This window comes from Brevundimonas diminuta, assembly GCF_022654015.1.
Classification (GTDB): Bacteria; Pseudomonadota; Alphaproteobacteria; order Caulobacterales; family Caulobacteraceae; genus Brevundimonas; species Brevundimonas diminuta_C.
On sequence record NZ_CP073063.1, the window covers coordinates 190,229 to 210,440 of the forward strand.

19 protein-coding genes are annotated in these 20,212 nt (G+C 67.2%); 5 read left to right on the plus strand and 14 right to left on the minus strand.

From position 1 onward, the window contains the following. Window positions 1–121: 121 nt before the first annotated feature. The gene (locus KAK88_RS00915; protein ID WP_242077510.1) at window positions 122–589 is read left to right on the plus strand and encodes a PEGA domain-containing protein; all 468 of its coding nucleotides are present in this window, start codon (window positions 122–124) and stop codon (window positions 587–589) included. A gap of 60 nt (window positions 590–649) precedes the next feature. On the opposite strand, the gene KAK88_RS00920 is transcribed toward KAK88_RS00915, so the two are convergent. Genes KAK88_RS00920 through KAK88_RS00930 form a run of 3 tightly spaced genes read right to left on the minus strand, consistent with a single transcriptional unit; the run spans window position 650 to window position 2,563 of the window. Continuing rightward, on the minus strand, window positions 650–1,426 hold the full coding sequence (locus tag KAK88_RS00920) for a sulfite exporter TauE/SafE family protein (protein ID WP_137720337.1): 777 nt from the start codon (window positions 1,424–1,426) through the stop codon (window positions 650–652). Window positions 1,427–1,459: 33 nt separating this feature from the next. Further along, the gene (locus tag KAK88_RS00925) at window positions 1,460–1,900 is read right to left on the minus strand and encodes an RrF2 family transcriptional regulator (protein WP_055808795.1); all 441 of its coding nucleotides are present in this window, start codon (window positions 1,898–1,900) and stop codon (window positions 1,460–1,462) included. Between the two features lie 57 nt (window positions 1,901–1,957). Then, window positions 1,958–2,563, minus strand: a complete 606-nt coding sequence (locus KAK88_RS00930; protein WP_242077511.1) for a response regulator — start codon at window positions 2,561–2,563, stop codon at window positions 1,958–1,960. 205 nt (window positions 2,564–2,768) lie between these two features. Between KAK88_RS00930 and prfA the strand changes: the two genes are divergently transcribed. Continuing rightward, window positions 2,769–3,836, plus strand: coding sequence for a peptide chain release factor 1 (prfA, locus tag KAK88_RS00935; protein WP_165114443.1), 1,068 nt, complete (start codon window positions 2,769–2,771; stop codon window positions 3,834–3,836). Here the strand turns inward: prfA and KAK88_RS00940 are convergent, their stop codons facing one another. The 8 genes from KAK88_RS00940 to KAK88_RS00980 form a co-directional block, all read right to left on the minus strand. Continuing rightward, entirely contained in the window at window positions 3,837–4,199 is a 363-nt protein-coding gene (locus tag KAK88_RS00940; protein WP_205196067.1) for a hypothetical protein, read from the minus strand. A gap of 141 nt (window positions 4,200–4,340) precedes the next feature. Further along, entirely contained in the window at window positions 4,341–4,952 is a 612-nt protein-coding gene (locus KAK88_RS00945; RefSeq protein ID WP_242077512.1) for a glutathione S-transferase family protein, read from the minus strand. A gap of 57 nt (window positions 4,953–5,009) precedes the next feature. Continuing rightward, window positions 5,010–6,542 carry a 2-oxoglutarate dehydrogenase complex dihydrolipoyllysine-residue succinyltransferase gene (odhB, locus tag KAK88_RS00950; protein ID WP_347265225.1) on the minus strand — a complete coding sequence of 511 codons (1,533 nt, stop codon included), beginning with the start codon at window positions 6,540–6,542 and terminating at the stop codon, window positions 5,010–5,012. Window positions 6,543–6,583: 41 nt separating this feature from the next. Next, a complete protein-coding gene (locus tag KAK88_RS00960) occupies window positions 6,584–9,598 on the minus strand; it encodes a 2-oxoglutarate dehydrogenase E1 component (RefSeq protein WP_242077513.1) in 3,015 nt (1,004 codons plus the stop codon). A 299-nt stretch (window positions 9,599–9,897) separates the two neighbouring features. Further along, window positions 9,898–10,800 (minus strand): succinate--CoA ligase subunit alpha, encoded by a 903-nt coding sequence (sucD, locus tag KAK88_RS00965; RefSeq protein WP_242077514.1) that lies wholly within the window; start codon window positions 10,798–10,800, stop codon window positions 9,898–9,900. 57 nt (window positions 10,801–10,857) lie between these two features. Further along, window positions 10,858–12,048 carry an ADP-forming succinate--CoA ligase subunit beta gene (sucC, locus tag KAK88_RS00970; protein ID WP_055808784.1) on the minus strand — a complete coding sequence of 397 codons (1,191 nt, stop codon included), beginning with the start codon at window positions 12,046–12,048 and terminating at the stop codon, window positions 10,858–10,860. 85 nt (window positions 12,049–12,133) lie between these two features. Beyond that, complete coding sequence (locus KAK88_RS00975) at window positions 12,134–13,660, minus strand: spinster family MFS transporter (protein ID WP_242077515.1); 1,527 nt, start codon at window positions 13,658–13,660, stop codon at window positions 12,134–12,136. Between the two features lie 142 nt (window positions 13,661–13,802). Beyond that, complete coding sequence (locus KAK88_RS00980) at window positions 13,803–16,046, minus strand: TonB-dependent receptor (RefSeq protein WP_242077516.1); 2,244 nt, start codon at window positions 16,044–16,046, stop codon at window positions 13,803–13,805. A 177-nt stretch (window positions 16,047–16,223) separates the two neighbouring features. Here KAK88_RS00980 and KAK88_RS00985 point away from each other — a divergent pair, with 177 nt between their 5' ends. Both KAK88_RS00985 and KAK88_RS00990 read left to right on the plus strand, forming a co-directional pair. Beyond that, window positions 16,224–16,982, plus strand: a complete 759-nt coding sequence (locus KAK88_RS00985) for a TetR/AcrR family transcriptional regulator (protein WP_242077517.1) — start codon at window positions 16,224–16,226, stop codon at window positions 16,980–16,982. 91 nt (window positions 16,983–17,073) lie between these two features. After that, complete coding sequence (locus tag KAK88_RS00990; RefSeq protein ID WP_242077518.1) at window positions 17,074–17,838, plus strand: LytTR family DNA-binding domain-containing protein; 765 nt, start codon at window positions 17,074–17,076, stop codon at window positions 17,836–17,838. A gap of 4 nt (window positions 17,839–17,842) precedes the next feature. Here KAK88_RS00990 and KAK88_RS00995 read toward each other — a convergent pair whose 3' ends face one another. Further along, on the minus strand, window positions 17,843–18,301 hold the full coding sequence (locus tag KAK88_RS00995; protein ID WP_242077519.1) for a COG3650 family protein: 459 nt from the start codon (window positions 18,299–18,301) through the stop codon (window positions 17,843–17,845). Between the two features lie 79 nt (window positions 18,302–18,380). Between KAK88_RS00995 and KAK88_RS01000 the strand changes: the two genes are divergently transcribed. Further along, on the plus strand, window positions 18,381–19,499 hold the full coding sequence (locus tag KAK88_RS01000; RefSeq protein ID WP_242078537.1) for a DNA cytosine methyltransferase: 1,119 nt from the start codon (window positions 18,381–18,383) through the stop codon (window positions 19,497–19,499). Between the two features lie 69 nt (window positions 19,500–19,568). On the opposite strand, the gene KAK88_RS01005 is transcribed toward KAK88_RS01000, so the two are convergent. Then, window positions 19,569–19,928, minus strand: coding sequence for a DUF1318 domain-containing protein (locus tag KAK88_RS01005; RefSeq protein WP_112862893.1), 360 nt, complete (start codon window positions 19,926–19,928; stop codon window positions 19,569–19,571). Window positions 19,929–19,961: 33 nt separating this feature from the next. Continuing rightward, window positions 19,962–20,150: a YnbE family lipoprotein gene (locus KAK88_RS01010; protein ID WP_055754620.1), complete on the minus strand. Its 189-nt coding sequence runs from the start codon at window positions 20,148–20,150 to the stop codon at window positions 19,962–19,964. Window positions 20,151–20,212: the final 62 nt, after the last annotated feature.

The following is a 20,212-nucleotide window of genomic DNA, read 5'->3' on the forward strand; positions in this document are numbered from 1 at the left end:
TCCGCTCTGGTTGCAGAACTGGGGCCACGTCACAAACCTGTGATTGACGACAGAGGGTCTGCGTGCGACCTGTGCGTCAGGTTCGGCCGGGGGGCCGACCCGTTAATCCACTGAGGGGCCCATGATTTCCAAAAACGCCGCACGCCTTGGCGTGCGTCTGCTCTCGCTTGCCGGCGTGGCGCTTTCGTTGCCTGCCTGCGCGACCGTCACGCGTGGCTCCAGCCAGCAGTTCACGGTCGAAAGCACGCCGCCCGGCGCTCAGGTCAGCACGTCGAACGGCTTTGAATGCCAGGCGACGCCTTGCACCTTCCGCATGCCGCGCAAGGACGGCTTCCGCATCACGGTCGCCAAGGAAGGCTATGTCTCGCAGACGCACGAGATCACCAGCAGCGTGTCCGGCGCCGGCGGAACGGCCATGGCCGGCAACATTCTGGTCGGCGGCATCATCGGCGGGGCCATCGACGCCACGTCCGGCGCCATGAACGACCTGAAGCCCAATCCTTTGGTCGTCACCCTGCGCACGCCGGCCGAAGAGGCGGCCGCGGCCCGCACTCCGGCCACGAGCACCGGCGCGCCGGGCGGTCAGTAGCCGAAGACCAGCGATTGAGCATGAGGCGGCGGCGGGTGCGAGCCCGCCGCTTTTTTCGTTTCAGATCACCTTGAAGAGACGCAGGGCCTGATAGCCGGCGGACAGGAGCACCACGGCACCGACGCCGTAGGTGAGAGCGCGTCGCGGGGCGATGCGGGCGATGACGCCGGCGAAGGGGGCGGCGATCAGGCCGCCGAGGATCAGGCCCAGCACGGCCATGGCGTGGGTGGAGAAGCCCTCGGCCTCCTGCCAGTGGCCCGTCAGCAGGGCGACCAGGAAGGTTGCCGAAATGGCGGAGGTGACGAAGAACTCCGCCGTATTGGTGGTGCCGATCGACACGCGAGGATCCTGGCCCGTGCCGACCAGGGTGGTGGTGACCGTGGGTCCCCAGCCGCCGCCGCCGATGGCGTCGAAGAAGCCGCCGACCAGACCCAGGGGGCCGGCGAACTTGCGCGGGAAGATCCGCTCGCGCGTCTGACGCGTGGCGCGCCAGATGATCACGACGCCCATGATGGCCAGATAGGTGGTGATGAAGGGCTTCAGCAGATCGCCGTCGATGCTGGTCAGCACGAAGGCGCCGAAACCGCCGCCGACGACGCCGCCGAGCGCCAGCGGCACGAACAGCTTCCAGTTCACGTTCTTGTTGACCGTATGGGACCCGGCTGAGGCCGCCGTGGTGAAGACCTCGGCGGCGTGGACGCTGGCGGACGCCGTCGCGGGCGGCACGCCAAACGACAGCAGGACGGTGGAGGAGATCACGCCATAGGCCATGCCCAGCGCCCCATCCACGATCTGGGCCAGAAATCCGACGGCGAGGAAGAGCAGGAAATCTTGCATGACGGCCTCTGAAACGTGGTGGAACGGTGCGGGCTATTTCCCTAGTCGGTCAATAGGAGAAGAAGTGACGGCGGCTTGCAGAAGGGTTCGCGCCTCGAAGACGGCGGCGATGGCGTCGCGCCCGTCCTGAAGCACGGGCTGCAACGGACAGGTCTCCACATCCGGGCAGGTCTCGCAAGGACCGTATGCTGTGCGCGAGGCGCAGGGCGCGAGGGCCAGCGGACCTTCCAGCGCGCGGATGACGTCGGCGAAGCTGATCGCATCGGCGGGCGCGCCGAGCGCATAGCCGCCCGCCCGGCCCCGCTTCGAGGCCAGCAGACCCTGACGGCGCAGGTCCAGCAGGATGGCCTCCAGGAACTTTCGCGGAGCCGCCGCCGCCTCGGCGATCTCGGCGATGGTCGCGGGGCCGCCGTCCGGCAGACCGGCCAGGTGCACCATGGCGCGCAGGGCGTAGCGGGACCGGTTCGACAGCATGACCCGTGATCGCCCGGCTGAGCCCTGGACGCAAGCTGTGGGATCTGGATCCGACTCTCAGGCCAAGCGCGCCACGGCCTCCAGGATTTGCGCACCGTTGTAGGGTTTCAGCACCAGGGCCTCGGCCATGTCCGCATTCTTCGCGGCGGCGGCGACATCGCCGGAAATGAAGATGACCCGCACGGCCCAGCGGTCGATCAGGACGCGGGCCAGTTCCACTCCGGTCATCTTGCCCGACAGATTGATGTCCAACAGGGCCGCATCGATGCTGTGCAGCGCAGCGGCGGCCTCGGCGGCGGCGGCGCTGTGGAACGGGCCGACGACATTGTGGCCCGCCTCGGTCAGCAGTTCGGTCAGGGAGGCGGCGGCGTCGGCATCGTCCTCGACCACCAGCAGGGTCAGGGTCTCGACCTCGGCCGGCGGCCTGGCGTCAAGCGGCGCCTGGCGCGTGACGACGGCGCGAAGGTCGCGCCAGATCTCGGTCGAGGGGCGGTCGGTGTCCAGATCGTAGATGGCAGCCATGGCCCTCAGTTCGCGGGCGTCCTCGGACGACAGGTCGCCGCCGGTCTCGGCCAGACGGCTGTCGTAAAGGCGGCACAGGCGACCGACGCTTTCAGCGACCTCGGCAGCATCGGGGTGCGACGGGGGCGGGCGATCGAACATGGCGTCCTCCTCACGGTTGTTCGATCTCAACTAATGGCTTTGAGCCGATTGCGTCACCGCGACTGACGCCATCGTGACCCGCCCGTTATCGCCGATCACAACCGCGGCGCCGGCGCTGGTCCACGCCCTGACACGGCTTGCAATCGACACGACGGCCCCTGGCGGGTAAGGACGGCGCTCCGCTTTTTCTCAGGACATTTCCCTCTTGCGACTGCCCCAGGCCCGTCTCGATCAGGTGCTCGACCGTTTCCACGAGGTGGAGGCGCGCATGGGTTCGGCGACCGACGGCGCCGAGATCGTGCGGTTGTCCAAGGAGCACGCCGAGCTGAAGCCCGTCGTCGATGCGGTCCAGGGCCTGGCCCGGGCGCGCGCCGAAATGGCGGACCTGGAGGCCATGACGGCCGATCCGGAAATGGCGGCGATGGCCGAGGAGGAGTTGCGGGCCCTGACCGACAGGCTGCCCGATCTGGAACGCGAGGTCGCGCTTCTGCTGGCCCCGCGCGATGCGGACGAGAACGCCTCTGCCGTACTGGAAGTGCGCGCCGGCACCGGCGGGGACGAGGCGGCCCTGTTCGCGGGCGATCTGTTCCGCATGTATTCGCGCTACGCCTCCACGCGCGGCTGGCGGATCGAACTGGACTCGGCGACCGAAGGCGACGCCGGCGGCTATAAAGAAATCATCGCCACGGTGACGGGCGAGGGCGTGTTCGGCCGGTTGAAGTTCGAAAGCGGCGTTCACCGGGTGCAGCGGGTGCCGACGACCGAGTCGCAGGGGCGCATCCACACCTCCGCGGCGACGGTGGCGGTCCTGCCCGAGGTCGAGGACGTGGAGATCGAAATCCACGACAAGGACATCCGCATCGACACCTTCCGCGCGTCGGGCTCGGGCGGACAGCACGTCAATACGACCGATTCCGCCGTGCGCATCACCCACCTGCCCACCGGCATCATGGTGACGTCGTCGGAGAAGTCCCAGCACGTCAATCGCGACAAGGCGATGAAGAACCTGCGCGTGCGCCTGTACGACATGCAGCGCCAGGCCAAGGATCTGGCCCGCTCGGACAGCCGCAAGTCCCAGGTCGGGTCGGGCGACCGGTCGGAGCGGATCCGCACCTACAACTATCCGCAAGGGCGGGTCAGCGATCACCGCATCAACCTGACCCTGCACAGCCTGCCCCAGATCATGGAAGGCGACATCGATCCGCTGCTGAACGCCCTGATCGCCGAGGATCAGGCCGCACGTCTTGCCGATCTGGAGGCCGAGTTCGGCTGATCAGCCCAGCACGCCGGTCAGCGGCAGCCACAGCACCACGCCGGTGACGGCGGTATAGGCGGCGAAGGCATGCACCGACTTCAACCGGCCGCTGGCCAGAGGGCTGTCGAGATCGGCGCGGTTGACCCACAGCAGATAGGCGGCCTGGATCGCCCAACCGGCGAGAAAGGCGACCACGGCCCAGGCGCTGAGCGCCGCCAAGGCGACGCCCGACATCAGGACCACCACGCCGCCCAGGGCGATCACCCCGTCTGCGATCTGATCGTCCGCGGGAACGGCGATGACGCCGGACAAGGCCCGTTGCAGACGCCAGTTGAGCCAGGCCTGATACAAAAGCATCAGTCCGCCCAAGACGTAGAACATCCCTATCGCGCGCGCCGCCCACTCCATGTCCGAAATAAGGCGCCATTTTCAGCGGTTGTAATCAGGGAAAATGCGACGCCGATTCGGATCGTTAACGACCGGCGCAAATTAGACACAACCGTTGGTTTGCGAGCGCGCCCGCTAAGCTTTGGCGGCTAGAGCGCGCTGGACGGCCGGACGCGCCTTCATGCGCGCGAAATGCGCCTGGACGCGCGGAAACTCGGCGATGTCCACGCCGTCGCTTTCCAGCCAGCCGGCGAAGGTAAACAGATAGGGGTCCGCGACCGTATAGGTGTCGCCCATCGCCCATTCGCCGATCAGGTCCGCCTCGATCAGGGCGAAGCCGTCGCGCATGTTCTGCGTGACCTTAAACGCCATCGACGCTTGGGCGGCGGCATCGTCGCTCCAGCGTGCGGCGCGTCGACCGTGGGCGTGGGCGACGTGGACAGTGGTGGCCAGATAGAGGTTGAACGCCTGCATCCGCGCGAAGGCGAAGGGATCGGCCGGCGCCAACAGGCCGGGCGGCGACAGGGCGGCGATGTGCGTCAGAATGGCCGGGCTTTCGGTCAGGACGCCCTGATCGGTCGCGAGCGCAGGAACGCGCCCCTTGGGGTTGATCGCCAGATAGGCCGGCTCGCGCTGCTCGGCCTTGGCGAAGTCGACCAGACGAACCTCATAGGCCAGCCCCGACTCTTCCAGCGCGATATGGCTGGCCCGGCTGCAGGATCCGGTCGCGGCGTAGAGGGTCAGCATGGTCGCGCCTCGCAGCAAAGAAAAAGGCGGCGAGATCATCGCCGCCTTTTCAGGAAATCAGAGGTCCAGCAAGGCCCGCGCCGGATCTTCCAGCAGTTCCTTGACCCGGACCAGGAAGGTCACGGCTTCCTTGCCGTCCACGATGCGGTGATCGTAGCTGAGGGCCAGATACATCATCGGGCGGATCTTGACCTCGCCGTTGATGGCCATCGGGCGCTGGACGATGTTGTGCATGCCCAGGATGCCCGACTGCGGCGCATTCAGGATCGGCGTCGACATCAGCGAGCCATAGGTGCCGCCGTTGGTGATGGTGAAGGTGCCGCCCTGCATCTGATCCATGGTCAGCGAGCCGTCACGCGCGGCCTTGCCCAGGGCGCCGATACCCTTTTCGATGCCGGCGAGCGACAGGGTGTCGGCGTCACGCAGGACAGGAACCACTAGACCCTTGTCGGTGCCGACGGCGACGCCGATGTCGTAGTGGTTCTTGTAGATGATGTCTGTGCCGTCGATCTCGGCGTTGACGGCCGGGATCTCATGCAAGGCCGCGACGACGGCCTTGGTGAAGAAGGACATGAAGCCCAGCTTCACGCCGTGGCGCTTTTCGAACACGTCCTTGTACTGGGCGCGCAGGGCCATGACGTTTGTCATGTCCACCTCGTTGAAGGTGGTCAGCTGGGCGGCCGTGTTCTGCGATTCCTTCAGGCGACGGGCAATGGTCTGACGCAGGCGCGTCATCTTCACCCGCTCTTCGCGCGGCTGGTCGGCACGCGGGGTGGCCGGCGCAGCGGCGGCGGCAGGGGCCGGAGCCGAGGCCTGGCCGATGGCGGCGATGGCGTCGGCCTTGGTGATATTGCCCTTCGGTCCCGTGGCGTTGATGGCCTTGGGATCCAGATTGTTCTCGCCGACCACGCGCTGGACGGCGGGCGACAGGGTTTCGTTCCTGGCGGCCGAGACCTGGGCCGAGCCGGTGTTGGCCGGGGCGGCGGCGGGCGCCGGAGCGGCGGCGGCCGGCGCGCTGGCGGCGCCCGAACCCGAGCCCGACCCTGAGATCGAACCGATCTTCTGGCCCGGCGTGACGGTCGCGCCTTCGTCTGCGGCGATGGTCAGAACGCCGTCAGCCGGAGCCGACACCTCGACCGCGACCTTGTCGGTCTCGATCTCGACCAGCAGTTCGTCCTTCTTGACCGTGTCGCCGTTCTTCTTGACCCACTTGCCCATCGAGCCCTCGGCGACGCTCTCGCCCATGACCGGCACGGTGATGTCGATCGCGGCGGCGGCGGCCGGAGCAGCGGCGGCCGGCGCGGCCTTGGCGTCAGCCTTGGCGGCCTTGGCCGGGGCAGCGGCGGCGGCGGACGCCCCTTCCGTCACCGAACCCAGGACCGTGCCGGGAACGACATTGTCGCCCTCGGCCGCCTTGATGTCGCCCAGCACGCCGTCGGCGGGCGAGACGACCTCCAGCGAGACCTTGTCGGTCTCCAGCTCGACCAGCAGTTCGTCCTTCTTGACCGGATCACCGACCTTCTTGGTCCACTTTGCGATGGTGGCTTCGGTGACGGATTCACCGAGGGCGGGGGTCAGGATGTCGGCCATGTCAGGTCCAGCTCGTCTCTAGTCGGTCTTTTGTACGTGTATCAGGCGAAGGCTTCGGTCGTGAAGGCTTCGAGTTCCTTCAGGTGCCGGCTCATCAGACCGGCGGCGGTCGAGGCCGATCCGGGACGGCCGACGTAGCGGGCGCGCTTGGCCTTCACGTCCAGCTTGTCCAGCGTCAGCTCCAGCCACGGATCCACGAAGGTCCAGCCGCCCATGTTCTTCGGCTCTTCCTGGCACCAGACCAGTTCGGCGTTGGGGAAGCGCGCCAGTTCCTTGCGCAGCGACTGGATCGGCCACGGATAGAACTGCTCCAGACGCAGGATGTAGACGTCGTCCACGGCCTGGCCGTCCTTGGCCTTCTTCTCGCGCGCGTCCAGCAGGTCGTAATAGACCTTGCCCGAGCACAGGATGACGCGGCGGATGTCCTTGTCCGCCTTGATCGTGATGCCGGCGACCTCGGGCCGCGTCTGGGCGTCGTCGTGCAAGACGCGGTGGAAGGACGAGCCTTCGGCCAGATCGGCCAGGCTGGATACCGCCTTCTTGTGGCGCAGCAGCGACTTGGGCGTCATCAGGATCAGCGGCTTGCGGAACGGCCGGTGCATCTGGCGACGCAGGATGTGGAAGTAGTTGGCCGGGGTGGTGCAGTTGGCGACCTGCATGTTGTCTTCGGCGCAGGCCTGCAGGAAGCGCTCCAGACGGGCCGAGGAGTGTTCGGGTCCCTGGCCTTCATAGCCGTGCGGCAGCAGCATGGTCAGGCCGCTCATGCGCAGCCACTTGCGTTCGCCAGAGCTGATGAACTGGTCGATCACCACCTGGGCGCCGTTCACGAAGTCGCCGAACTGGGCTTCCCACATGACCAGCGTATTGGGGTCGGCCAGCGAATAGCCGTACTCGAAGCCCAGCACCGCCTCTTCGGACAGGGCCGAGTCGATGACCTCGAAATTGGCCTGGCCTTCGCGCAGGTTGTTCAGCGGGATGTAACGCTCTTCGGTCGTCTGATCGATGATGCCCGAATGGCGCTGCGAGAAGGTGCCGCGCACCGAATCCTGCCCCGACAGACGGATCGGGAAGCCTTCATCGACCAGCGAGGCGAAGGCCAGGCTCTCGGCCGTGGCCCAGTCCAGGCCCTGGCCCGAGGTGATGGCTTCGCGGCGACCGTCGATGACGCGCTTCAGCGTCTTGTGCATATCGACGCTGTTGGGGATCGTGGTCAGGCGGTGGCCCAGGTCGGTCAGCTTGGCCAGCGGCACGGCGGTGTCGCCGCGCAGTTCGTCCTTGGGCGACTGGAAGCCCTGCCACTGGCCGTCCAGCCAGTCGGCTTTTTCGGCGGACCAGGTCTTGCCGGCCTCGAACTGCTCGTCGAGGAATTTCTCGAACCGCTCGACCTCGGCGTCCACCTCGGCCTGGCTGATCACGCCTTCGGCGACCAGACGCTGCGAATACAGTTCGCGTGTCGAGGGCTGGGCGCGGATCTTCGAATACATCAGCGGCTGGGTGAAGGTGGGGTCGTCGCCTTCATTGTGGCCGAAGCGGCGATAGCAGAACATGTCCACCACCACATCCTTGTGGAACTTCTGGCGGTATTCGGTGGCCACCTTGGCGGCGAAGACCACCGCCTCGGGGTCGTCGCCGTTGACGTGGAAGATCGGCGCCTGGACCATCAGGGCCACATCCGACGGATAGGGCGACGAGCGCGAGTTGCGCGGGCTGGTGGTGAAGCCGATCTGGTTGTTGATGACGAAGTGCAGCGTGCCGCCGGTGCGGTAGCCCTTCAGCCCCATCAGGGCGAAGCACTCCGCGACCACGCCCTGGCCGGCGAAAGCGGCGTCGCCGTGGATCAGCAGCGGCACGACCTTGGAACGGTCCAGCGCCCACTGCCCCTCGGGCACGCCCTCGTTGGCTTCGCGGATGTCGAACGCCTGTTTGGCGCGCGCCTTGCCCAGCACGACCGGGTTGACGATCTCGAGGTGGGACGGGTTGGCGGTCAGCGACAGGTGGACGTGGTTGCCGTCGAACTCGCGGTTCGACGAAGCGCCCATGTGATATTTGACGTCGCCCGAGCCCTCAATGTCGCTCGGCACGGCCGAGCCGCCCTGGAACTCGTGGAAGATGACCTTGTAGGGCTTGCCCATCACGGCGGCGAGCACGTTCAGGCGGCCGCGGTGGGCCATGCCCAGCACGACCTCGTCGACGCCCAGCGAACCGCCGCGCTTGATGACCTGCTCCAGCGCCGGGACCATGGCCTCGCCGCCGTCCAGACCAAAGCGCTTGGTGCCGGGGAAGCGCTTGTGCAGGAAGCGTTCGAAGCCCTCGGCCTCGACCAGCTTGGACAGGATGGCCAGCTTGCCTTCCTTGGAGAAGGCGTTCTGCTCGAACTTGTCGGCGCCCTCGAACCGCTGCTGCAGCCAGGATTTCTCCTCCGGCTCAGCGATGTGCATGAACTGAATGCCGATATTGCCGCAGTAGGTGCGCTTCAGAATCTCCAGCACTTCACGGATCGTGCCGGTATGAAGACCAAGCACGCCGTCCAGGAAGATCGGGCGGTCCAGATCGGCGCCGGTGAAGCCGTAGAATTCGGGCGTCAGCTCAGGGTTCTCGACCGGCTGTTCGATGCCCAGCGGGTCCAGCTTGGCCTGAAGGTGGCCGCGCACGCGATAGCTGCGGATCAGCATCAGGGCGCGGATGGAGTCATGGGCGGCGGCGCGGATCGCATCGGCCGAGACGTCGGCGGACGCGGCCTTGGGCGCAGCAGCAGCCGGCGCAGCGCCGGCCTTTTTCGGATCGGGCTTCGGCGCCGGCCAACGACCGTCGAAGACGCCGGTCTCCTCCGTGGGTTCGGTCGCCACGCCGCGACCCCAGCTGCCGGCGCCGGCCGAAGCCGTCACCAGCGCGGCGTTGTCACGCAGCTGGTCGAAAAAGGCTTTCCATTCGGCGGAAACGGAGCCGGGGTCTTTCGCCCACTTCTCCTGAAGCTCCTCGACGTAGGCCGCATTGGACCCGTAAAGGAATGAGGTCTCGGCAAAGACCTGGTTCAGCCGACCGGCATCGTCCGCCATCGTTTCGCAATCCCTGGGCCCCGACGGACACATCTCCGTGAGGGGCGCGCCCGTCATATAGGCGTCGTTTCCTGACGGGTCATGACCGAAACGGGGCAATTTGGTAGGAAATTGGTCGCAGGTCCAAGAAAAAACGCCCCCGGCCTGAGCCGAGGGCGTCCATCGATGCGTCATACGGCATTTTTGATGCCGAAAAGGCGCTCAAGCAGAGAGGCAGAGCCCGTCCTCCGGCTGATAGAAGATCAGACCGGGGGGCGCGGCGAGCGATAGCGCCCGCGCGCAGCGCGTACTTGAAAGCTTCAGCCCTTCAGGACTTCGACCAGGGTCTTGCCGAGGCGCGCGGGCGACTCCGACATGCGGATGCCGGCGGCTTCCATCGCCGCGATCTTGGATTCCGCATCGCCCTTGCCGCCCGAGACGACGGCGCCGGCGTGGCCCATGGTGCGGCCCTTCGGAGCGGTACGGCCCGCGATGAAGCCGGCCATCGGCTTCTTGCGGCCCTTCTTGGCTTCGTCGATCAGGAACTGGGCGGCGTCTTCTTCCGCGCCGCCGCCGATTTCGCCGATCATGATGATCGAGGTGGTTTCCTCGTCGGCCAGGAACAGTTCCAGCACGTCGATGAATTCGGTGCCCTTGACCGGGTCGCCGCCGATGCCGACAGCCGTGGTCTGGCCCAGGCCTTCGTTGGTCGTCTGGAACACGGCTTCATAGGTCAGGGTGCCCGAACGCGACACGATGCCGACCGAGCCCTTCTTGAAGATGTTGCCCGGCATGATGCCGATCTTGCACTCGTCCGGCGTCAGGATGCCGGGGCAGTTCGGGCCCAGCAGACGCGACTTGGAGCCTTCCAGGCGACGCTTGACCTTGACCATGTCCATCACCGGGATGCCCTCGGTGATGCAGGTGATGAAGGGGATTTCGGCGTCGACGGCTTCGATGATCGCGGCGGCCGCGCCCGACGGCGGGACGTAGATCACCGAGGCGTCGGCGCCCGTGGCGTCGCGGGCTTCGGCGACCGAGGCGTAGATCGGCAGGCTCTCACCGTGCGATCCGGTCCAGTTCGTGCCGCCCTTGGAGGGGTGCACGCCGGCGACCATCTGGGTGCCGTGATAGGCCAGGGCCTGTTCGGTGTGGAAGCCGCCGGTCTTGCCGGTCAGGCCCTGGACGATGATCTTGGTGTTCTTGTCGACGAGAATGGACATGGGTCTGTGCTCTGAATTCGATGTGTCAGCGGGGCGGTGGCGAGTAAGGCCGAAGCCTTAGCCGACCGCCGCGACGATCTTCTGGGCGGCGTCGTCGAGGTCGTCGGCGGCCTGGATGGTCAGGCCCGACTCGTTCAGGATTTTCTTGCCCAGTTCGGCGTTGGTGCCTTCCAGACGCACGACCAGCGGCACCTTCAGGCCCACTTCCTTCACGGCCGCGACCACGCCCTCGGCGATGACGTCGCACTTCATGATGCCGCCGAAGATGTTGACCAGGATGCCCTGGACGTTCGGGTCGGCGGTGATGATCTTGAAGGCTGCCGCGACCTTCTCCTTGCCAGCGCCGCCGCCGACGTCGCAGAAGTTGGCCGGCTCCTTGCCGTACAGCTTGATGATGTCCATCGTCGCCATGGCCAGACCGGCGCCGTTGACCATGCAGCCGATGTTGCCGTCCAGCGAGACGTAGGCGAGGTCCCACTTGGACGCTTCGATTTCCTTGGCGTCTTCTTCGGTTTCGTCGCGCAGTTCCTTGATGTCGTCGTGGCGGAACAGGGCGTTGCCGTCGAAGCTGACCTTGGCGTCCAGAACGCGCAGGTGGCCGTCCTTCATGACGATCAGGGGGTTCACCTCCAGCATGTCCATGTCCTTCTCGACGAAGGCCTTGTACAGGGCGGGGAACAGCGACTTGGCGTCTTCGGCCGCGGCGCCCGTTAGGCCGTAGGCGGCGACGATGGCGGCGACGTCGGCGTCGGTCACGCCCGCGCTCGGGTCGATGACGATGTTCTGGATCTTCTCGGGCGTGTCGTGGGCGACGGTTTCGATGTCCATGCCGCCTTCGGTCGAGACGACGAAGGCGATGCGGCCATAGGCGCGGTCGACCAGCAGCGAGCAGTACAGTTCACGCTCGATGTCGGCGCCGTCCTCGATGTAGAGGCGGTTGACCTGCTTGCCGGCGTCGCCCGTCTGGGCGGTGACCAGGGTGTTGCCCAGCATTTCCTTGGCGTGAGCGACGGCTTCCTCGACCGAGAAGGCCAGGCGAACGCCGCCCTTGGCGTCGGCCGGCAGTTCCTTGAACTTGCCCTTGCCGCGGCCGCCGGCGTGAATTTGCGACTTCACGACATAGAGCGGGCCGGGCAGCGACTTGGCGGCCGCCTCGACCTGATCGACCGACGTCACCGCGACGCCTTCGGCTACGGGTGCGCCGAAGCCTTTGAGGACCTGCTTGGCCTGATATTCGTGAATGTTCATGGGGGACCGTCGCAACCGCTGCTGGGAGAGTTGCGGGGCTTATAGGCCCCACCCCTTCGCAGGTGCAACCGTCCACAGGCCCCCTTTAGTCGACCCAGTCCTTCTTGAGGGTGCGCGACGCTCCGATCAGCAGGATCGCGGCCAGCACATAGAAGCCCATGCCGGTATAGATGGCCCAGCGCAGGCTCTCCTCGCCGAAGCGCGGCGCCAGCAGGTCGCTCATCCAGCCGAAATAGTAGAAGCCGACCGCGATCCCGAGCAGATTGTTCAGCAGCAGGAACAGGGCCGAGGCCGTCGAGCGCATGGCCGCCGGCACCAGATGCTGGACCGCCGCCGTGATCGGGCCCAGCCAGGCCAGGTTCAATCCGGTCGGCAATAGGAAGATCAGGAACGCCAGGGTCAGCTGCTGAACGTGGCTGCCGCCGCCGGGCAGCACCAGGCCGATCAGCCACGGCGAGTTCATCGCCAGGATGAAACAGGGCGCGGAGATCAGGAAGGCGACGGCGGGCGTCAGCGGATAGGCGCCCTTGCCTTTCTTGGACAGCTTGTCGGCGATCATGCCGCCCAGCCAGATGCCCAGGATGCCGCCGATCAGGGCGATGCCGGAATAGTAGATGCTGGTCTGTTTCAGGGTCAGGTCGAAGCTGCGCATGAAGAACAGCGGCAGCCAGCCGGCCACGCCATAGCCGCACACCGACGATGAGGCGGCGCCCAGGCCCAGGAGCCAGAAGCTGGGTTTGCGGATCACCACCGAGGCGGTGCGACGCGCAATCATCAGCGAAACGCCGATCACCACCGCCAGCAGGCCGCCGAACGCCAGCACCAGCGGATTGCCGAGCGACATGCCCATCAGCCAGCTCAAGGCGCCGAGGATCAGCAGACCGGCGCCGAGGCCCAGCATGATCTGGGCGGCGATCTTGCCGGCCCGGTCCGTGCCGGCCGGCGCGGCCGCCAGGGCCGCGACCTGCGCCTCGGTCTTGATGGCGTCTGTGCCGCCCCGCTTGGGATCACGCACCGTCAAACGCAGCAGGGGCGCGACCAGCACGCCCAGCAGGCCGACCACGATGAAGGCGGTGCGCCAGCCGTATGTCGCTGCCAGCAGGCCGCCGACCAGGGTGCCCGACGCCATGCCCAGCGGAATGCCGAAGGCGAAGGCCGCCATGGCCCGCGCGCGCTGATGCGGCGGGAAATAGTCGGCGATCAGCGAATAGGCCGGGGCCACGCCGCCCGCCTCGCCGATGCCAACGCCCATCCGGCACAGGAACAGCTGGCCGAACGACCCAGCCATGCCGCACAGGGCGGTGAAACCCGACCAGACGGCCAGGGCGCCGGTCATGATCCAGACCCGGCTGAATCGATCCGCCAGCCAGGCCAGAGGTATGGCCAGCGTCGAATAGACCGAGGCGAAGGCGATGCCGCCCAACAGGCCGAACTGGCTGTCGGACATGCCGAACTCTTCCTTCAGCGGCGCGGCCAGGATGCCGATGATCTGGCGATCCAGGAAGTTCAGCATGTAGATCAGGATCAGCACCGCCAGCACATAGTAGCGGTAGCCGGGCCGCTCAGGCCGCTCGGGCCGCGCCTCCTGGACCGTCAGCGTCTCCGTCGTCATCGGCGTTTCCCCTCGGCGTCTTGTTGTTTGTTGAGGCGAGCCTAGCCGCAAGTCCGCCCTGTGCAAAATAGGCCTGGCGGAGCGAAAAGGGGCGGCGGCCCGGAGACCGCCGCCCCTCGTCGTCAGGCGTTATGAATGTGGATCAGAACTTCAGACCCAGGGTCGCAGTGACGGTTCGCGGCGGGCCGTAGAAGCCGATGATCGAGTTGCCGGTCAGGGCGCCGGGGAAGGTATAGCCGCCGACGCGATAGCGTTCGTCGCCCAGGTTCTTGCCGTGAACGCCGAAGGTCAGGCGGTCGTCGGATGAGGTCCAGACGATGCTGGCGTCATACATCCAGTAGGCACCCTGATCGAGCAGGGGCGCCGGCGTCTCGAACTGCTGATAGGCACCGCGGTAGGCGACCGACGGGATGAAGGCGATCGACGAGCCGTTGTCCATGACCCAGTTGTAGTTGGCCGAGATCGATCCGGTCCATTCCGGCGTGTTCTGGAAGTCGCGCTGCGAGGACACGTCGACGACGCAGCCCGGCAGGGTCGGGCAGGCCGTGTTGCCCGATGCCGTCGGGATGTAGGCCAGGAACTGGTCGAACTTGGCGTCGATGTAGCTCAGCGAGGCGTTGAACGTCAGGGCGTCGGTGGCGCGCACGCGGCCTTCGAACTCCCAACCGCGGATCGAGGACGAGCCGACATTGTCCACCACCGAGGCGACGGTCGCGCCGGCCGGATACTGGGTCGTGATCTGCTGGTTCTCGTAGCTGGAATCGAAGATCGCGGTGGCGAAGGTCAGGCGACGATCCAGCAGCGAACCCTTCAGTCCGATCTCATAGGTCTCGACCGTTTCCGGCGCATAGCCGTTGACGGTGGCGGGATACAGGACCGCATCGCCGCGCATGTCGAAGCCGCCCGACTTGAAGCCCTCGCCCCACGAGGCGTAGGCCGTCAGGTCGGGGCCGAACTTGTAGTTGACCGAGACGCGCGGCGTGAACTTCTCGAACTCGCGCGTGCGGGTGTAGTTGGTGCGCGGCGCACCCAGCGGCACGGCGGCGTTGTTGCCGAAATAGGGGCTGCGAATGCCCAGATACTGCTGGCGGAAGACGGTGCCTTCCTTCTCGTCCTTGGTGAAGCGACCGCCGACCGAGACCGACAGGGCGTCGGTGAAGTCATACGAGAAGTCGGCGAAGGCGGCATAGCTCTTGGTCGCCACAGAACCCGAGGTCAGGGTCGTCAGATTGGCCAGACCCACGACGGTGTCGAACGCGCCCGAGGCGTTGGCGTCCATGTAGAAGACGCCGGCGACGCCGTTCAGGCGGCCCGCGCTGACCAGAACCTGGAACTCCTGACTGAACTGATCGTCGTCATAAGCGGCGGGGATGTCGAGAATGGGCTGAGGCAGGTTGTCGAAGTCGATGTTGCCGCGCGTCAGGCCTTCACGATAGGCGGTGATCGACTTGAAGGTGAACATGTCGCTCATCTCCCACTCGCCGGTCAGCGACAGGCCGCGCGTCTGGACGCGGTTCTTGTCGCCGGCACCGGCGTTGGTGTCATAGACGTCTGCGGGCGACGGCGCGAACTCGCGGTGACCGTGGCGCGCGTTGGAGTCGTCGTTCACCAGATCGCCGGCCAGACGGAAGAACAGGCTGTCGGTCGGGCTCCATTCCGCGCTGGCGCGGAAGGCGGTCACGTCCTTGTTGTAGTGTTCGTTGCCGGTGTTCAGGTTTTTGCCGTAGCCGTCGCGCAGATAGCGGGCCAGGGCGGCCGAGACCTTGAACTCGTCGCTGAAAGGCAGTTGGGCGCTGGCGATCACGTCGCGCTGGTTATAGCTGCCGTAGGAGGCGCGCAGGCGTCCTTCGGGTTCGTCGGCATTGATGCGGCTGGTGACGTATTTGATGGCGCCGCCAATGGTGTTGCGGCCGTAAAGCGTGCCTTGCGGACCGCGCAGCACCTCGACCCGCTCCACGTCGAAGATGTCCAGAACGGCGGCCTGCGGACGGGCCACATAGACGTCGTCAATATACAGGCCGACGCCGGGATCGAAGCCCCACAGCGGGTCCTGCTGGCCCACGCCGCGAATGAAGGAGATCAGGGTCGAGTTCGAGCCCCGCGCGGCGTTAAGAGTCAGACTGGGCGTCGAGCGCGCCAGTTCAGTGATGTCCAGGGCGCCGCGCGCCTCAAGCTGTTCGCCGCTGACGGCGGTCACGGCGACCGGCACGTCCTGCAGGCTTTCCGCGCGCCGGCGGGCGGTGACGACGATGTCGTCGACGGTCGCTGCGCTCTGGTCGGCGTTCGCGGCCTGAGCGGTCGCCTCCGCGTCCTGGGCGACCGTGGCCCCCGCAAGCACGCCCCACGCCGCGCCGGCCAGCAGCGCGCACTTCACATGACGGTTCATGATCCTAGACCCCTTTGTCGTTTCCAGCCCGATGGACGCTTTTATTCAGCGTTCAATGATTTTCATGGAACCTACCCGGTTTCGGCCGTCTGTCAAACACTGGACTGACGCAGCGTCACTTGGTTCCCCGACCGTGGCGCCGTTGCACCGTCGCGGTCGTGCGCCTAGCCTTGCCGGATGAGCAAGCCGGACGCCGCCCCCCTCCTTCCCCGCCCCGTCGCCGCCGCGCGCCGCAAGGCGGCGGGCGCTGCGCCGGCGCGGCGCGGCCGGCCGCCCAAGACCGAGGCCAAGGCGGCGGGCGAGACGCGTGATCTGATCCTTGATGCGGCCGAGGACCTGTTTTCCAAACACGGCTTCTACGGCGTCACCATCCGCGAGGTGGCGCGCGAGGCGGGCGTCGATACGGCCCTGGTGCACTACTATTTCGGGGCCAAGCGCGAGCTGTTCGACGCGGTCTTCCTGCGCCGGGCCGAGGTCTGGAACGACGACCGTGTCGCCGCCATCGACCGCTATGCCGAGACGGCGGGCGACGACATGACGCTGGAGGGTTTGCTGGAAGCCTTCCTGCGGCCGCCGTTCGAATGGTCGCTGAAGGGCGGGCCGGGCTGGAAACACTATTCCGCCCTGGTGGCCCAGACCAACGCCAACCCCAGTTTCGGCGGCGAGACGATGGCGCGCTATTTCGACCCGGCTATCCACCGGCTGATCGAGCTGATTGCCAAGGTGCTGCCGGGCGCCAGCGAGGTCGATCTGTACTGGGGCTATCACAATCTGTCGGGCGCCCTGACCCTGACGCTGGGCGAGACGGGGCGGCTGGACCGGCTGTCGAACGGGCGGGCGCGGTCCGGCGATCTGGAGACGGCCGGCGACTATATGGTCCGGTTCGCGGCGGCCGGGTTCCGCGCCGTGGCGGGAATGACCCCGCGCCAAGGCTGATCGTTCACGCCGACCGGCCGTTGCGCGCCCGGCTTTCGCCCGGCCGAAAATCGTGGTTTCAAGGCGCGATCTCTAGACCGCGAAAGCCCCGATGACCTCCCCTGCCGCCGACCGCCGCCGCACCTTTTTGCGCGGTCTCATCGTCGCCGTTCTGGCAGGCGTCTTTCTGGCGGTGACCGGCGCCTTCGGCAGCGCAGGCGCGTCGCTGCCCGTACGGCTGGCCTATTGGGTGCTGGTCATGGTGCTGGGCGGACTGTGGGGGCATCTGTGCGGCGTCGTGGTCAGCCGGTTCCTGGATTCGGACGAGCGGCCGTGGCTGAGCATCGCGGTCATGGTCGTAATCATCACCGGGCCGCTGTGCGTGCTGGTCTGGGCGGCGACGGGCCTGTTCTTCGCACAGAGACTCTATCCGCTGCCGGTGCTGCCGGAACTGATCGTGCCCGTCGTGGTCATCACGGCGGCGGTGACGACGTTGAACGTCTTTCTGGGTCGGGCCACGCCGGTCCAGACCCATGCGGCGCCGCCCGAGACAGCGTCCCGCCCGGTGCGGTTTCTGGACCGGCTGCCGATCAAGCTGAAAGGCGCGACGATCCGGGCGGTGCAGGCCGAGGACCACTATCTGCGCATCCACACCGACCGGGGGTCGGACCTGATCCTGATGCGGCTGTCGGACGCCGTGGAAGAGCTGGAGGGGCTGGAGGGCGCCCAGACACACCGCAGCTGGTGGGTGGCGCGCGAGGCGGTGCGCGCCGTCGAACGCGGCGACGGCCGCGCGACCCTGACGCTGGACGGCGGCCTGTCGGCGCCGGTCAGCCGCCGCTACGCTCGGATGCTGCGCGACGCCGAATGGTGGTGACGCTTCAGGGGGCGGGCTGGGTCGTCAGCATCGACGCCGGCGCGGCGCAGCCGGTAAGTTCGTCGTCGCCGATCTCGACCTTGGCCGTCAGCGGATAGGTGCGGTCGCTCATGCCGTCCGAACATTCTGTGGCGATCAGAACGACATTCAGCGCCTTGTTCAGATTGGTCGAGCTGGCGAAGGTCGCGACCGTGCCCTGCACCGTCGCGCCATGGTTCGGCGCACGCTGGGTCGGCTGATCGACGCGGGTATAGATCAGGGCGTCCGGCGTGATCTCCACCCCCCAGAAGGGCTCCGTCCCCAGCGCCCGCACCGGCTGACCCAGATCGACGCCGCCCAGGGTGACGGCGGCCTGCGGCTGCGGGGCCGGCTTGGGCTTGGAATCCTCGCGGTCGTAACAGGCGCTGAGTGGGAGGCCGGCGAGGGCGATGGCGAACGAGGCGGCGAGCGGAATGAGGCGCATGACGGCTCCTTTTGGTTCGGGCGCAGGTGAGGTCCCCGCCGCCCTCGGTCAAGGGGCGCGGCTGGGTTATGCTGATCCCATGTCGATTCGCCCCACCGCATTCGAGTTCTTCGCCGGGGGCGGCCTGGCGGGGCTGGGACTGTCCGCCGCCGGCATCGACACCGTCTTCGCCAACGACATGGACGCGGCCAAGGCGCGCGCCTTTGCGGCCAATCATCCGCACACCCCGTTTCGTCAGGGCGATGTCTGGAGCCTGACCGTCGACGATCTGCCCGGACGGCCGGACATGGCCTGGGCCTCGTCGCCCTGTCAGGACGTCAGCCTGGCGGGTGCGCGCGGCGGGCTGGAGGCCGGGCGATCGGGGGCCTTTTGGGGCTTCTGGCGGCTGATGCAGGGGCTGGCGGCCGAGGGACGCGGCCCGCGCGTGATCGTGCTGGAGAATGTCATCGGCCTGCTGACCTCAGGCCAGGGGCGGGATTTCGCGGCCGTCTGCACGGCGATGGTCGAGGCAGGCTATACGGTCGGCGCGCTGGAGATGGATGCCGCCCACTGGCTGCCCCAGTCGCGCCCGCGCTTGTTCGTCGTGGCCATTCAGGGTGAAGCGCCGCGGGCGGCCGGTCCGACCCAGCCCTTCCATTCAGCGCGTCTGGTGGCCGCCCACGCGCGGCTGCCCGAGGCGGTCAAGGCGGCCTGGGCCTGGTGGTCGCTGCCCGCGCCGTCGCAGCGCAATCTGGACCTGGCGGCCATTCTGGAGCCGGACGACGCCGTCCACTGGCTGGATGATGCGGACTCCATCCTGGCCCTGGCCGCGCCGCTGCACCGCGCCCGGATCGCGTCGGCCTTGGCCTCGGGACAGCGTTGCGTCGGCGCCGCCTATCGCCGGGTGCGGACCGAGAATGGCCGCAAGGTCCAGCGACTGGAAATCCGGTTCGATGGCCTGGCGGGATGCCTGCGCACGCCCGCCGGCGGCTCGTCGCGGCAATATGTTGTGGTGTGCGATCAGGGCCGGGCGCGGGTGCGGCGGCTGTCGGGGCGCGAGGCGGCAAGGCTGATGGGCGTGTCGGACGATTATCGCCTGCCGTCCAGCGAAAGCGCGGCGCTGAAACTGATGGGCGACGCGGTCGCCGTGCCGGTGGTCAGGGCGCTGGCCGAAGGGCTGCTGGCGCCGGCGCTGATGGATCGACGCGCCGCCGCCTGACGCCGTCGACTGATCGCCAAGATACAAACACCCCCCGGGACATCGCCCGAGGGGTGGGAAAGCGTGCTCCTAGCGCTGGACCCACTGGCCCTGGGCGTTGCGGTACCATTGGCCCGAGGAGATGCGGGGCAAGAGCTGGGCCTCGAACATTCGGGCGCCGGCGACATCGGCCGAGGTGCCGGCGTCGGCGGCGCTGCGGGCGTAGGCGGCGCGGCGGCCGGAGTTGGTGGCGTCCACGGCGGCGCGCAGGCTGGCGTCCGAGGTCGGGGTGCGGAAGCCCAGATAACCATCGGCCTGTTCGCCCACGGTGCCGGCGGCCTTGGCCTGGTCGATCTGCGCCTTCTGGGCGCTGGTCTGGGCGAGGGCGGCGCCCGCGACGCCCAGAGCCGCAACGGCGGCGCCGATGACGAAGAGTTTGCGGAAGGTCATGTCAGCCTGTCCCTTTCAGAGAGAAGCGGGAAATCAGAAGAGGTTGGGGTTCTGCTGCAACAGCTGCTGCAGCTCCTGGTCCAGACGAACGCGCACGTCGGCGTCCAGCTTGGCGTAGATCTGGATCGGCGCGACCTCGAGACGGATGGTCGGGGCGCAGGCCGCGAGAGCGACGACGACGGCTCCGAAACCGAGGCCGGCCAGTTGGCGCTTGTGGATCATGACATGGGCTCCGGTTCGGCCGAGGGTGATGTCTCTAATAGCACGCCGTCCAATGAACGCGC

Bases quoted from the DNA above. Each gene is read 5' to 3' on its own strand.
- KAK88_RS00985 (WP_242077517.1), top strand. From the start codon at position 16,224: ATGAGCAAGCCGGACGCCGCCCCCCTCCTTCCCCGCCCCGTCGCCGCC.
- KAK88_RS00980 (WP_242077516.1), bottom strand. From the start codon at position 16,046: ATGAACCGTCATGTGAAGTGCGCGCTGCTGGCCGGCGCGGCGTGGGGC.
- KAK88_RS00995 (WP_242077519.1), bottom strand. From the start codon at position 18,301: ATGCGCCTCATTCCGCTCGCCGCCTCGTTCGCCATCGCCCTCGCCGGC.
- KAK88_RS00925 (WP_055808795.1), bottom strand. From the start codon at position 1,900: ATGCTGTCGAACCGGTCCCGCTACGCCCTGCGCGCCATGGTGCACCTG.
- KAK88_RS01005 (WP_112862893.1), bottom strand. From the start codon at position 19,928: ATGACCTTCCGCAAACTCTTCGTCATCGGCGCCGCCGTTGCGGCTCTG.
- KAK88_RS00975 (WP_242077515.1), bottom strand. From the start codon at position 13,660: ATGACGACGGAGACGCTGACGGTCCAGGAGGCGCGGCCCGAGCGGCCT.
- KAK88_RS00960 (WP_242077513.1), bottom strand. From the start codon at position 9,598: ATGGCGGACGATGCCGGTCGGCTGAACCAGGTCTTTGCCGAGACCTCA.
- KAK88_RS00945 (WP_242077512.1), bottom strand. From the start codon at position 4,952: ATGCTGACCCTCTACGCCGCGACCGGATCCTGCAGCCGGGCCAGCCAT.
- odhB (WP_347265225.1), bottom strand. From the start codon at position 6,542: ATGGCCGACATCCTGACCCCCGCCCTCGGTGAATCCGTCACCGAAGCC.
- KAK88_RS01000 (WP_242078537.1), top strand. From the start codon at position 18,381: ATGTCGATTCGCCCCACCGCATTCGAGTTCTTCGCCGGGGGCGGCCTG.
- KAK88_RS00940 (WP_205196067.1), bottom strand. From the start codon at position 4,199: ATGTTCTACGTCTTGGGCGGACTGATGCTTTTGTATCAGGCCTGGCTC.
- sucC (WP_055808784.1), bottom strand. From the start codon at position 12,048: ATGAACATTCACGAATATCAGGCCAAGCAGGTCCTCAAAGGCTTCGGC.
- KAK88_RS01010 (WP_055754620.1), bottom strand. From the start codon at position 20,150: ATGATCCACAAGCGCCAACTGGCCGGCCTCGGTTTCGGAGCCGTCGTC.
- KAK88_RS00915 (WP_242077510.1), top strand. From the start codon at position 122: ATGATTTCCAAAAACGCCGCACGCCTTGGCGTGCGTCTGCTCTCGCTT.
- KAK88_RS00990 (WP_242077518.1), top strand. From the start codon at position 17,074: ATGACCTCCCCTGCCGCCGACCGCCGCCGCACCTTTTTGCGCGGTCTC.
- sucD (WP_242077514.1), bottom strand. From the start codon at position 10,800: ATGTCCATTCTCGTCGACAAGAACACCAAGATCATCGTCCAGGGCCTG.
- KAK88_RS00920 (WP_137720337.1), bottom strand. From the start codon at position 1,426: ATGCAAGATTTCCTGCTCTTCCTCGCCGTCGGATTTCTGGCCCAGATC.
- KAK88_RS00930 (WP_242077511.1), bottom strand. From the start codon at position 2,563: ATGTTCGATCGCCCGCCCCCGTCGCACCCCGATGCTGCCGAGGTCGCT.